The organism is Polaribacter sp. KT 15 (assembly GCF_900143115.1).
GTDB lineage: Bacteria > Bacteroidota > Bacteroidia > Flavobacteriales > Flavobacteriaceae > Polaribacter > Polaribacter marinaquae.
In genome coordinates this window covers 1,926,077-1,939,802 of record NZ_LT670850.1, presented here as the reverse complement: position 1 = coordinate 1,939,802, position 13,726 = coordinate 1,926,077, and the positions used below count along the sequence as shown (strand labels likewise).

Here is a 13,726-nt window from a genome sequence, read left to right as displayed (position 1 = left end):
ATCAAATTATGCTTTTGTGTTAACTGTAAAAGAAAACTCAATCATATCATCAATAAACTTATCTTTTAAGTTATCAAAGAATTTTTTAGAACCGTATTTTACATTAAAATCTGCTCTATCTACATTAAATTTTTCACTTTTAAATGTTGTAACATTTCCTTCTGTAGTTAACGTAGCAGGTATTGTTATGCTTTTTGTAACATCTTTTACTGTTAAATTACCTGTTACAGCTAATTTACCTTCTGCTTCTTCTACATTAGTAATAACAAATTTAGACATTGGGTATGTTGCAACATCAAAAAAGTCTGGCGCAGATAAATGCCCAACTAATTTTGCACCACCTTCTGCATCTAAATCTTCGTTTTTCATAGAAGACATATCAACAACAAAAGTACCACCAACTAACTTACCTTCTTCTACGTTTAAAGAACCTTCTTTTAACATAATTGTACCGTTGTGTGCACCTGTTGGCTTTGTACCTTTCCAAGTAATTACAGAACTAGCAACATCTACATTATTTAAATCTTGCGTAGCTTCTACTTTTACCTCTTCTTTAGCTTCTACTTTTTCTTTCTTTTCACTTTTACATGCAGTTAAAACTGATGCTACTAATACTAATGATAAAACTACTTTTTTCATATTACTTTAATTTAATTAGTTTAAAATATTTTCCATGGCAAATATACAACGCTTTTATTTTCCTTGGAAAGTATTTTTTACTTTTTTATAATAAAATTAACAACATGTGCTGCTGCTTGCAAACCAAACGCTGCAGGCATAAAGCTTATTGTACCATAATACGATTTCTTAAAGTTAGTTCCGTCTGTAATTTTTACACTCTCCGGAATTTGAACTTCATCAGAAAAAACAGCTTTAACACCTTTATCTACCTTTCTTTCTTTTAGTCGTTTTCTTAAAACTCTTGCCATTGTGCAATTTTTAGTTTTAGAAATATCTTTTACCTTAATTTTAGTTGCATCTAATTTACCACCGGCACCCATAGAAGAAATAATTTTAACTTTTTTTCTTCTAGCTGCTACAATTAAATTAACTTTTGGCGTAATACTATCTATACAATCTAATACATAATCAAAATCTTTAGATACAATTTCATAAGCTCTTTCTGGAGATAAAAACTCTTGCAAAACTGTTAGTTCTATAGTAGGATTGATATCTTTTAATCTTTCTGCTAAAACTGTTACTTTTGGCTTACCAATTGTAGAGTTTAAAGCTGGTAATTGTCTGTTTTTATTTGTTTCATCAAAAACATCACCATCTACAATTGTCATTTTATTTACACCTGCTCTAGCTATAAATTCTGCTGCATAAGAACCAACACCACCTAAACCAACTACTAAAATATTGGCATTTTTTAATTTTTCTAAACCTTCTTTTTGCACCAATAACTCCGTACGCTCTAACCAACTCATTAAATAAATATATTTTTAAAATTTTGCTCTACTTGTTTTTGAAGTTCTGTTACTTCAATATTTTTAATTTCTGATGCTTTTTTGTAAACATCAAAAATAGTTACATCATCATTATCTGTTTCTAAAAGAATAGCGTTTAATGGCAATTTTTTAAAAACCTCTGCTATTTTATTTCTATTGATAATTGCCTTTCCAAAAGACAATATAATTCCGTTTTTAAGACAACTTTCTGCAAGTTGCAAACTTTTATTAAATCCATGAAACACCCAAACTTGTTTAGGTTTTAATGTTTTTTTTAACTCAATTATTTCTTGATGTGCTTTAACACAATGAATTATTAACGGCTTTTTATATTTTTCTGACAATTGAATTTGTTTAACAAATACTTCTTTCTGAGTTTGAAAATCTACTTCTGTTAATTTATCTAAACCGCACTCTCCTATAGCTAAACAATTTTTATGCTGTATCTTTTCTTCTAAAACCTTAAATTGTGTATTAAGTGTTTTTACTTTAATAAACCAAGGATGAATACCAATTGAAAATGGATGCGAAAAATTTTCTGATACAGGATATTTATTTACAATAGACAAAACATTTTCTTCTTTAGAAAAAGTATGCGTATGTGCATCGAAATAATTCATCAAAACTATTCTTTGTTTTTAGAATCTATAATAATTGTAACTGGACCATCATTTAAAAGTGCTACTTTCATGTCTGCACCAAACTCACCTGTTTGCACTTCTTTATCGATATTTTTCTGAAGAGTTTTTACAAAGTTTTCGTACAACGGAATTGCAACATCTGGTTTTGCAGCTTTAATATAACTTGGCCTATTTCCTTTTTTGGTCGAAGCATGTAAAGTAAACTGACTTACAACGATTACGTCGCCTTTAGCATCTAAAAGAGACTGATTCATTACACCGTTTTCATCATTAAAAATTCTAAGGTTTGTAATTTTACGCACTAACCAATCGATATCTTCTTGCGTGTCTTCGTTTACAATACCAACTAGAATTAAAAGCCCTTGGTTAATTGCTGCTACTTTAATTTTATTTATGGTTACACTTGCTTCTGTAACTCTTTGTATAACAACTTTCATAAGAATTTAAATTTTACAAAACAGCTATTCGTTGTCTTCTTCATTCCAAACATCTGTTCTAAAATGTTCTTTTTCTTCTTCTCCGTTTAATATTTGAAGATAACTTTTATAGCGAGACCACGAAATTTCTTCATTTTCTAGAGCATCTTTTACAGCACATTGTGGCTCTTTAGTATGTATACAATTGTTAAATTTACAATCTTGCTTTAATGCAAAAAATTCAGGAAAATAATCGCCAAGTTCGTATTTGTCTATATCTACAACTCCAAAACCTTTAATTCCTGGTGTGTCTATAATTTTTGCATCGAAACTTAAATCGAACATTTCTGCAAATGTTGTAGTGTGTTTTCCTTGACTATGTTGATCGGAAATTTCTTTAGTTTTTAGGTCTAAAGTTGGTTCTACAGCATTTACTAATGTAGATTTACCAACACCAGAATGCCCAACAAACATAGATGTTTTACCTAGCATTAATTCTTTTACTTGATCTACATTTTTGTTTTCTGTTGCAGAAACCTCTATACAAGTATAACCAATAGCTTGGTAAATGTCTTTTAAGTATAAAATTTCTGCTCTTTCTTCTATTTCGTACGAATCTATTTTATTAAAAACCAAAACTGTATCTATTCTGTAAGCTCTTGTAGAAACCAAAAAACGATCTATAAAAGTTGTAAAAGTTGGCGGATTATTAATTGTAATTAACAAAAAAACCTGATCTACATTAGCGGCAATAATATGTGTTTGCTTAGAAAGATTCACAGATTTTCTAACTATAAAGTTGTCTCTGTCTAAAATCTTTTTAATAACACCTGTTTCTTCGTCTCCTTTTTTTTCGATATCGAATACAACATTGTCTCCTACAGCAATAGGATTGGTGCTTTTAATTCCTTTTATTCTAAACTTCCCTTTGATTCTACATTTATAAAAATCTCCTTCTGTAGATTTTACTTGATACCAACTTCCTGTAGATTTGTATACGATTCCTGTCATTAATACAAAGATGCAGAATTTTAAATTAATTTAGTTATCAGTTCTTATGATTTTCGAATTTATAAGATAATTGTATCGAGAACTTTAAGTTAAGTGTAAGTTTTTGATCTTTATTTTTAAATACTGAAGAATTTTAGATTGAATAAATCCATAAAAAAATCCTTCAAGTTTTTATGCTTGAAGGATTCTATTTTTTATGAACTTCCTTTTATAGTTTGCGCTACACGTTAAGGATTGAGTGGTTTGTTTGAGCTCTTTTTTGTTTTTTCTACAAAAAAAGCGAGTAACGAAAGCCTGACCCTTGTGGTAACGCCCAAAAACTATCCTTTAATAATTTTTTCTTGATGATTGATAGATTCTTGATGAATTGCTTTAAACATTTTTAAAACAAACTCTTCACTTAACCCTTTACTTTCACCTTCTAAAATCATGTTTCCTAAGATTTCGTTCCATCGTTTCGATTGCAAAACTGCAACGTTTTTATCTTTCTTTAAAGCACCAATTTGATCTGCAATTTTCATTCGTTTTCCTAAAGTTTCTACCAACTGGTTATCTACCACGTTAATTTGTGCTCTTAGGTTATCTAAACTGCTTTTATATTCTGCTTCTGTGTTTGTTTCTTTTCTAATTTTTAGATCTTCCATGATTTGCTTTAACTTCGTTGGTGTAACTTGTTGTGCAGCATCTGACCATGCGTTATCTGGATCGAAATGTGTTTCTATCATTAAGCCATCGAAGTTTAAATCTAAGGCAGTTTGAGAAACATCAAAAATCATTTCTCTGTTCCCTGTAATATGAGATGGATCGCAAATTAATGGTAAATCTGGAAATTTATTTTGAAACTCGATAGCAATTTGCCATTCTGGAACATTTCTATATTTTGTTTTTTCGTATGTAGAAAAACCTCTATGAATTGCTCCTAAATTTTTAATATCTGCTGTATATAAACGCTCAATACCACCTAACCATAAAGCCAAATCTGGGTTTATTGGGTTTTTTACTAAAACAATTTTATCTGTACCGTGTAACGCATCTGCAATTTCTTGCATAATAAATGGTGATACAGCTGTTCTTGCACCAATCCAAAGTAAATCTACATCATGCTCTATGGCTAATTTACAGTGCGCTGCATTGGCAACTTCTGTACAGGTTTTCATGCCTGTTTGTTCTTTTACTTTTTTAAGCCAACCTAAACCTAATGCACCAACACCTTCAAAATTTCCTGGTCTTGTTCTAGGTTTCCAAATTCCTGCTCTATAATAGTTTACATCAGAATCTTTTAATTCGTGTGCGATTTTTAAAACCTGTTCTTCGGTTTCTGCACTACAAGGCCCTGCTATTACTAGTGGATGATCTAGTTTCATATCATCCAACCATGTTCTTAATTCTTTTGTATTCTTCATTGTTCTACTTGTTTTGGCTCTTATTTTATGCCGTTTAAAATTTGTTTTATATAATTTGTATTCTCCATTTCGTTAAAAATTTCAGAGAAATTATCTTGTTGCATCAATTCTTTAAATTTTTGTAAATTATTGATGTATTCTTCTAACGTTTCTATTACGTTTTCTTTGTTTTGTTTAAAAATTGGTGTCCACATTGCTGGCGAACTTTTTGCCAAACGCACTGTTGATGCAAAACCAGAACCTGCCATATCAAAAATATCGCGCTCGTTTTTTTCTTTATTTATTACTGTTTTACCTAACATAAATGCGCTAATGTGAGATAAGTGCGAAACATACGCAATATGCTTGTCATGCGAAACAGGATCCATGTAACGAATACGCATTCCAATAGCTCTAAAAAGGTCTAATGCTTTTTCTTGCAATTTAAAAGTTGTTTTTTCTACCTCGCAAATAATATTCGTTTTCCCTTTATATAAGCCAGAAATTGCTGCTGATGGTCCTGAGTTTTCTGTTCCAGCAATTGGGTGTGCTGCTAAAAAATTTCTTCTTTTTGGATGATGTTCAACCACTTTACAAATTGCTTCTTTTGTTGAGCCTGCATCTACAACCAACGTATTATCAGAAATTTTATCTAAAATTATTGGTAATAATTTTACAGTAGCATCTACCGGAATCGATACAATTACTAAATCGGCATTTTCTAAATTATCTAAAGTTGCTTTTTCTTCTATTACACCTAATTTTAGAGCTTCGTCTAAATGGTTTTCATTGGCATCAATTCCGAAAATTTTAACTTCTGGATTGTTATTTTTTATATCGACAGCAAAACTACCGCCAATTAAACCAATACCAATCATGTATATATTTTTCATAATCTATAATCTTGATATTGCTTCTTTAATTATATCTGTTGTTACACACAATGAAAAACGAATATATCCTTCTCCTTGCGAACCGAAAATGGTTCCTGGTGTTATAAAAATATCTTTATCGTATAAAACTGCATCTGTAACTTCTTCAGATTTTTTTCCTTCGGGTATTTTTGCCCAAACAAATAAGCCTGTTGCGTTTTTATTATAAGTAGCATCTAATTTATCTGCTAATTGCCAAATTAGATTTCTACGTTCTTCGTAAATTTTATTTTGATCAGAAAACCAACTATCAGATAATTGTAAAGCTTCTATTGCTCCTTTTTGAATTCCGTAAAACATACCAGAATCCATATTCGATTTTACTTTTAAAACTTCGTCGATATATGTTGCATTACCTAACAACATACCAACTCGCCAACCAGCCATATTAAAAGTTTTACTTAAAGAGTTCAATTCTAAAGCAATGTCTTTTGCGCCATCAACTTGTAAAATACTAATAGGGTTATCATTTAAAATAAAACTATACGGATTATCATTTACAATTAAAATATTATGCTTTTTACCAAATGCTACTAATTTTTCAAAAGTTATTAATGTTGCATCTGTACCTGTTGGCATATGCGGATAATTTACCCACATAATTTTTACATTAGATAAATCTAGATTTTCTAATGCTTCAAAATCTGGTTGCCAATTGGTTGTATCACTTAAATTGTAAAACAATGGTTCTGCACCCACCAATTTTGTTACAGATGTATACGTTGGATAACCAGGATTCGGAATTAAAACTTTATCGCCTTCGTTTAAAAAAGCCATAGAAATATGCATAATCCCTTCTTTACTTCCCATTAAAGGCAAAACTTCATTTTCTGGATTTGCATCTACAGAAAACTTGCTTTTATAAAAACTTGAAATTGCATTTCTTAATTCTGGTAAACCTTGGTAAGATTGATATTTATGTGCACTCGAATCACCCAAACTATTAGAAATTGCGTCTAATACTTTTGTGGGCGGTTGTAAATCTGGAGAACCAATTCCCATATTAATAATTGGTTTTCCTGCAGCAGCTAAACCTCTAACTTCTCTTAATTTTTTAGAGAAATAATATTCTTGTACTGTATCTAATCTTTTGGCAGCTTTAATCATTTTCTCCCATTTTTATACGTTCCTAATATCTTAAATTCTTCTGCCATTATTTCTATAATAGCTTTTGCTTTTTCGTAATCTTTGTAAGCATCAAAAGTAACATCAACAAAAAATGAATATTTCCAAGGAGATTCTATAACCGGTAAAGATTGAATTTTAGTTAAATTCATTTTACAATCGCTTAACACATTTAATATTGCTGCTAAACTTCCTCTTTTATGATCTAATTGAAATTTTAAAGATGCCTTATTAACTTTTTCGTTTATTTCTGGCACTGTTGTTTGTACAATTACAAATCTTGTTGCATTGTCTTTTATTGTTTGAATTTCATCTTCTATTACCTCTAAATTAAAAATTTCTGCAGCAATTTTTGGAGCAATAGCTGCAATACCAATTAAATTTTCTTTAGAAATTCTCTTTGCTACTTCTGCAGTATCTACATCTTCTACTAATTTTATCTGCGGATATTTTTTAAAGAACTCTTTACATTGTAATAATGCCATCGGATGCGACCAAACCTCTTTGATGTCTTCTATTTTCTGACCTTCTAAAGCCATTAAATGATGGTGTATATTTAGATATTCTTCACCGGTAATATGTAAATTATTTTTATCAATTAATGCATAATTTGGTATAATAGAACCTGCAATTGTATTTTCGATAGCCATAACACCAAGGCTTGCGGTTGCATCTAATAAATTATCTACCAAAGTATCAAAAGACATGCATTCTATTAAATCTATAGATGCACCATAAAAGTCTCTTGCAACTTTATGATGATTTGAACCTTCGGCTCCTTGTATGGCGATTACTTTTTTCATGAATTGATATCAAAAAAAAAGTCTCGAATTAAATTCGAGACTTTATATATTTTTTATTTTGTTTAATAACATGATACAAAGTCTCTCCTCTTACTAAAAAAGTAAAAGTAAAAATAGAAACGTGCCCAAGTGTTATTTAACATATTGATTCTCTTTATTGATGTGACAAATCTAAAGATTATATTGAGACAAACAAATTATATCGCATTTTTTATAAAAGAATTGACAATTTGGTAAAATATACTTAATAAAAAGTATTGGTTTTATGAATTTCTTTAATAATTAATCAATGTATCGTAAAGTTAATATCTTAATATATTATTATCCTATTAAGATATAGGATATCAAGCCATTAAAATGAGATTATTGTATTGCAATTTCTTTATACAAGATTTATTTTTATCAGAAAAATAATAGTATATTTGCACCTTCAATGAAAAAATTTCGTTGATATACATAATAATCATTTAAATAATATTGGCATGTACTTAACTAAAGAAGTTAAAGAAAGCATTTTCGAAAAACACGGTAAAGGAAAAAACGATACTGGTTCTTCAGAAGGGCAAATCGCGTTATTTACGCACAGAATTAACCATTTAACAGAGCATTTAAAAAGAAATCGTAAAGATTTTAATACAGAGCGTTCATTAGTAATGATGGTAGGTAAACGTAGAAGTTTATTAGATTATCTAAAGAAAACTGAAATCAACAGATATCGTGCGATTATCAAAGAATTAGGAATTAGAAAATAATTCTTACAAAAAAGAGGCTCTATAAACGTGCCTCTTTTTTATTACAATAAATTTAAAAAGTCTGATGCTAACTACATCAGCAACAATATAAAAAATCAAAAATAGTAACAGCATTTTTGAATTTCCATTGCAACAACAAACAACAACACAACAACACAAAGTATTAAAAAATTAGAATTAAAATTTTATGATTCCAAAAGTATTTAAAGAGGTTATAGACCTTGGTGATGGAAGAACCATCTCATTAGAAACCGGTAAATTAGCAAAACAAGCACACGGTTCTGTTGTTGTTCAAATGGGAAAAGCAATGTTATTATGTACAGTAGTATCTAATTACAAACAAGCAGATGTAGACTTTTTACCTCTTACGGTAGATTATAGAGAAAAATTTGCAGCTGCAGGTCGTTATCCTGGTGGTTTCTTTAAAAGAGAAGCAAGACCAAGTGATGGTGAAGTATTAACAATGCGTTTAGTAGACAGAGTTTTACGTCCGTTGTTTCCAAAAGATTACCACGCAGAAACTCAAGTTATGATACAGTTAATGTCTCATGATGAAGATGTTATGCCAGATGCATTAGCAGGTTTAGCTGCTTCTGCCGCTATACAATTAAGTGACTTTCCTTTCGAATGCCCAATTTCTGAAGCACGTGTTGCAAGAGTAAACGGAGAATTCGTTATCAACCCAAGTAGAGCACAATTAGCAGAGTCTGATATCGATATGATGATTGGTGCCTCTGCAGATTCTGTTATGATGGTAGAAGGTGAAATGGATGAAATTTCTGAAGAAGAAATGGCAGATGCAATTAAATTTGCACACGAATCTATTAAAGTTCAAATTAAAGCACAAGTTGCTTTAGCAGAAGCTTTTGGTAAAAAAGAAGTACGTGAGTACGCTACTGCAGAACAAAATGAAGAATTAGCAAAAAAAATACACGATTTAGCTTACGATAAATGTTATGCTATTGCAAAACAAGGAACTTCTAAAGCAGAACGTGGTGCTGCATTTGCAGAAGTAAAAGAAGAAGTAATTGCTACTTTTACAGAAGAAGAATTAGAAGAATTTGGTGGTTTAGTATCTAAATACTACAGCAAAGCAGAAAAAGAAGCAGTAAGAGAATTAACTTTAAGTGAAGGAATTCGTTTAGACGGAAGAAAAACTGATGAAATTAGACCAATTTGGTGTGAAGTAGATTACTTACCATCTACACACGGTTCTTCTATTTTTACTCGTGGTGAAACTCAAGCATTAGCAACAGTAACTTTAGGAACTTCTAGAGAAGCTAACAAAATAGACATGCCATCTTATGAAGGTGAAGAATCTTTCTATTTACATTATAACTTCCCTCCTTTTTGTACAGGTGAAGCTAGACCATTAAGAGGAACATCTCGTAGAGAAGTTGGTCATGGTAATTTAGCACAACGTGGTTTAAAAGGAATGATTCCTGATGATTGCCCATATACAGTAAGAGTTGTATCAGAAGTATTAGAATCTAACGGTTCTTCTTCTATGGCTACAGTTTGTGCGGGTACAATGGCTTTAATGGATGCTGGTGTAAAATTAACGAGACCAGTTTCTGGTATTGCTATGGGATTAATTTCTGATGGTGATCGTTATGCAGTTTTATCTGATATTTTAGGTGATGAAGATCATTTAGGTGATATGGATTTTAAAGTAACTGGTACTGCAGAAGGTATTACTGCTTGTCAAATGGATATTAAAATTAAAGGATTAAGTTACGAGATTTTAGTAAATGCTTTAAAACAAGCTCGTGATGGTCGTTTACATATTTTAGGTAAATTAACTGATACTATTGAGGCACCAAGTGCAGAAGTAAAAGCTCATGCACCGAAAATGGTTAACAGAAGAATTCCTAACGAATTAATTGGTGCATTTATTGGACCAGGTGGTAAACACATTCAAGAATTACAGAAAGAAACTGAAACTACTATTGTAATTACAGAAGACGCTGTAACAGAAGAAGGAATTATAGAGATTTTAGGAACAAAACCAGAAGGTATAGAAGCTGTTATTTCTAAAATAGAATCTATGATGTTTAAACCAGAAAAAGGTTCTGTTTACGAAGTAAAAGTAATTAAAATGTTAGATTTTGGTGCTGTTGTAGAATATACAGAAGCTCCAGGAAACGAAGTTTTATTACACGTAAGTGAGCTTGCTTGGGAACGCACAGACAATGTTTCTGATGTTGTAAAATTAGGAGACATTTTAGATGTTAAATATTTCGGAATTGACCCAAGAACTAGAAAAGAAAAAGTTTCTAGAAAAGCTTTATTAGAAAAGCCAGAAGGTTATGTTGCTAGACCACCAAGAGACGATAAGCGTTCTGGAGGTAGAGACAACCGTGGAAGAGATAACAGACGTGATGACAGAAAACCTAGAGAAAATAAAAAAGACTAATTTTTAAACTTTTTTATCTAAATACTAAAAATCGCCAAAATTATTTTGGCGATTTTTTTTGTTTAAAACGTAATAATCTAAATGCTTTTATTTTCTTTGTACTCTCTATATGAAAATTCAACGTATTACATATTTATCTTTAGGTACAAACCAAGGAAATAAGCTAGAAAACCTCCAAAAAGCCATCAACTTAATTGGAGACAAAATTGGCGCAATTCAAAAAATATCATCAATTTATAAAACTGCTTCTTGGGGTTTTGAAGGTAACGACTTTTATAATATATGTATTAAAGTCTCAACATATTTACCACCAGACACTTTACTTAAAGATGTTCTATCAATTGAACAAGAGTTAGGTAGAGAGAGAAAATCAACAGAAAATTACGAAAATCGAAATATCGATATTGATGTTTTATTATTTGAAGATGAAATTATATTTTCTAAAAATCTAATTGTACCACACTCTAAAATGTTACAAAGAAAATTTGTAATGGTTCCTTTAAAAGAAATAGCATCTAATGTAATTCATCCTATAGAAAAAAAACAAATCAATGTATGCTTACAAGGTTGCACCGATCAATCTGAAATAGAAAAAATAAGCGAACAATTGGTAAGACCAATACCAATTACAGAGAAATACAATTACATTGCAATAGAAGGTAATATTGGTGCTGGTAAAACTTCTTTAGCTAAAATGATGTCTGATGAATTTAATGCAAAATTAGTATTAGAGAGATTTGCAGACAACCCGTTTTTACCTAAATTTTATGAAGATAAAGATAGATACGCTTTCCCTTTAGAAATGAGTTTTTTGGCCGACCGATATCAACAACTTAGCGATGATTTAGCACAATTCGACTTATTTAAGAACTTCATTGTTTCAGATTATTATATTTTTAAATCTTTAATATTCGCGCAAGTTACTTTATCTAATGATGAGTACTTATTGTATCGAAAAATGTTTAATTTAATATATAAAGAAATTACTAAACCAGATCTTTATGTGTACTTATATCAAAACACTGAGCGACTTTTAGAGAATATTAAAAAAAGGGGAAGAACATACGAGCAAAATATTGAATCTGAATATCTAAAAAAAATACACGACGGTTATAAAAGCTTTATATCAACGCAAGAAAACCTGAACTTATTAATTATAGATGTGTCTGAAATAGACTTTGTTAACAACAAAAAAGATTACAATTTTATCATAAAAAAAATAAAGTATAATTAAAAAAAATATTATACTTTTGCACCGATATTAATTCCCCCCAAATTTGTTAAATATTATATACTATACCCACAATGAGGAGAATTTTTTTAATTGCAATTTTAACTTGTTTATCAAGCACTGCAATATTTAGTCAATTTACTACAGACGAAATTACTTACGGAAATAGAATAGATTTAGAAAACTCTAACAGTTGGGCTGTTGGTGGTGGTTTCAGTAACTTTATTATGCACGGAGATTTGCGTTCTATTGGTACTGGTGACGATACCAATTACTTTAACTTTGGTGGTTATGCTTATGTAAATAAAATGTTTAACCCACTTTTAGGTTTAGAATTTAAAGTTTCTTACAATAAAATTTCTGGTGGAGCTCAATATTTTTCTAATGAATCTAATTACTTTGTACTCTATTCTGAAAACAAAGTAGTAAATCAAGATAACTTAAACTTTGAAGGTGCGGCTTATGGTGCAGAACTAAATTTAATTTTTAGTTTTACAAACTTATATCAAACAGCAGCTTCAAAATGGCACGCAGCAGGATACTTTGGTGTTGGTTATCATCAATACAACTCTACATTATATGAAAGATTTTCTGATGGTAGAAATGTAGAAATTGTAGATTTTGGATTTAATCCATCAAGAAATAGCCAAAATGCAGCTAGTTCTATTTATTTATCTGCACAATTTGGTCTTAAAAGAAGATTAAATAAAAAACTAGATTTAGAATTTAGAACAGGTATGTACTTTAACTACGAAGATCATTTAGATGCTGCAATATCTAATAAACAAGATTGGGAAACATTTTTTGTTTCTAGTATAGGTGTATCTTTTAAATTAGGAAAAAAGAAAGTATTTACCATTTGGGGTGACGAAAACGGAGACAATAGAGGTAAATTTCAAATTGTTGATACCGACAAGGATGGTGTAATGGATGAATTAGACATAGAACCAAATACGCCTGCAGGTGTAATGGTTTATGGTAATGGTAAAGCTGTAGATTCTGATAAAGATGGTTTACCAGACCACAAAGACAAATGTCCTTTAGAATATGGTCCTGAATCTAACGAAGGTTGCCCATTAAATGTAGATTCTGATGGCGACGGTATTATGGATGGTAAAGATCTTTGTCCTGCAACTCCAGGAACTGTAGAGAACAGAGGTTGTCCTAAACCAGAACCAAATACTAACAATGCGTCTAACATTAACAATCAAATTGCATTATTAGCAACTAGTATATACTTTGATACTAACAGTGATAGAATTAAAACTATATCTTTTAGTACTATTGATAAGATTGTTAAATTAATGAAGCAAGTGCCAAATGTTAAGTTCCTTATTGAAGGGCATACAGATGACAGAAACAGTGATAGATATAACTTGTACTTATCTCAAAGAAGAGCAAATGCAGTTAGAAAATACATGATTAAAGAAGGTATTAGTAGTGATAACCTTAGCGCAAAAGGATTTGGAGAATCTAGACCTAAATTCTCTAACGAAAACGCTGGTGGTAGACAACTAAACAGAAGAGTAGAGATTAAACCTTCTGGTTCTTTAGAGTAATCTAAAA

The 13,726-nt window shown here is 30.5% G+C and carries 13 protein-coding genes; 4 read left to right on the top strand and 9 right to left on the bottom strand.

The genetic code is table 11. From position 1 onward, the window contains the following. Positions 1-6: 6 nt before the first annotated feature. From B5464_RS08750 to B5464_RS08710, 9 genes are all read right to left on the bottom strand, one after another. Positions 7-639: a YceI family protein gene (locus B5464_RS08750; protein WP_079738058.1), complete on the bottom strand. Its 633-nt coding sequence runs from the start codon at positions 637-639 to the stop codon at positions 7-9. A 77-nt stretch (positions 640-716) separates the two neighbouring features. Then, on the bottom strand, positions 717-1,430 hold the full coding sequence (locus B5464_RS08745) for a ThiF family adenylyltransferase (RefSeq protein WP_077811009.1): 714 nt from the start codon (positions 1,428-1,430) through the stop codon (positions 717-719). After that, on the bottom strand, positions 1,430-2,071 hold the full coding sequence (locus B5464_RS08740) for a TatD family hydrolase (RefSeq protein ID WP_079738057.1): 642 nt from the start codon (positions 2,069-2,071) through the stop codon (positions 1,430-1,432). The genes B5464_RS08745 and B5464_RS08740 overlap by 1 nt, the downstream gene beginning before the upstream one ends. A 5-nt stretch (positions 2,072-2,076) precedes the next feature. Further along, positions 2,077-2,529: a D-aminoacyl-tRNA deacylase gene (gene dtd / locus B5464_RS08735; RefSeq protein WP_079738056.1), complete on the bottom strand. Its 453-nt coding sequence runs from the start codon at positions 2,527-2,529 to the stop codon at positions 2,077-2,079. A 24-nt stretch (positions 2,530-2,553) separates the two neighbouring features. Continuing rightward, positions 2,554-3,519 carry a ribosome small subunit-dependent GTPase A gene (gene rsgA / locus B5464_RS08730; protein ID WP_079738055.1) on the bottom strand — a complete coding sequence of 322 codons (966 nt, stop codon included), beginning with the start codon at positions 3,517-3,519 and terminating at the stop codon, positions 2,554-2,556. A 320-nt stretch (positions 3,520-3,839) separates the two neighbouring features. Further along, positions 3,840-4,922 carry a bifunctional 3-deoxy-7-phosphoheptulonate synthase/chorismate mutase type II gene (locus tag B5464_RS08725; RefSeq protein WP_077811004.1) on the bottom strand — a complete coding sequence of 361 codons (1,083 nt, stop codon included), beginning with the start codon at positions 4,920-4,922 and terminating at the stop codon, positions 3,840-3,842. A 20-nt stretch (positions 4,923-4,942) separates the two neighbouring features. After that, a complete protein-coding gene (locus B5464_RS08720; RefSeq protein WP_079738054.1) occupies positions 4,943-5,794 on the bottom strand; it encodes a prephenate dehydrogenase in 852 nt (283 codons plus the stop codon). A 3-nt stretch (positions 5,795-5,797) separates the two neighbouring features. Then, the gene (locus B5464_RS08715; RefSeq protein WP_079738053.1) at positions 5,798-6,940 is read right to left on the bottom strand and encodes a pyridoxal phosphate-dependent aminotransferase; all 1,143 of its coding nucleotides are present in this window, start codon (positions 6,938-6,940) and stop codon (positions 5,798-5,800) included. Then, the gene (locus tag B5464_RS08710) at positions 6,937-7,761 is read right to left on the bottom strand and encodes a prephenate dehydratase (protein ID WP_079738052.1); all 825 of its coding nucleotides are present in this window, start codon (positions 7,759-7,761) and stop codon (positions 6,937-6,939) included. Before B5464_RS08710 ends, B5464_RS08715 begins: the two co-directional genes overlap by 4 nt. A gap of 482 nt (positions 7,762-8,243) precedes the next feature. Between B5464_RS08710 and rpsO the strand changes: the two genes are divergently transcribed. From rpsO to B5464_RS08690, 4 genes are all read left to right on the top strand, one after another. Beyond that, positions 8,244-8,513 (top strand): 30S ribosomal protein S15, encoded by a 270-nt coding sequence (gene rpsO, locus B5464_RS08705; protein ID WP_077811000.1) that lies wholly within the window; start codon positions 8,244-8,246, stop codon positions 8,511-8,513. 187 nt (positions 8,514-8,700) lie between these two features. Further along, a complete protein-coding gene (locus tag B5464_RS08700) occupies positions 8,701-10,929 on the top strand; it encodes a polyribonucleotide nucleotidyltransferase (RefSeq protein ID WP_079738051.1) in 2,229 nt (742 codons plus the stop codon). A gap of 109 nt (positions 10,930-11,038) precedes the next feature. Next, positions 11,039-12,163 carry a 2-amino-4-hydroxy-6-hydroxymethyldihydropteridine diphosphokinase gene (folK, locus tag B5464_RS08695; RefSeq protein WP_079738050.1) on the top strand — a complete coding sequence of 375 codons (1,125 nt, stop codon included), beginning with the start codon at positions 11,039-11,041 and terminating at the stop codon, positions 12,161-12,163. A gap of 71 nt (positions 12,164-12,234) precedes the next feature. Then, on the top strand, positions 12,235-13,719 hold the full coding sequence (locus B5464_RS08690; RefSeq protein ID WP_079738049.1) for an OmpA family protein: 1,485 nt from the start codon (positions 12,235-12,237) through the stop codon (positions 13,717-13,719). The last annotated feature ends 7 nt before the right edge of the window (positions 13,720-13,726 follow it).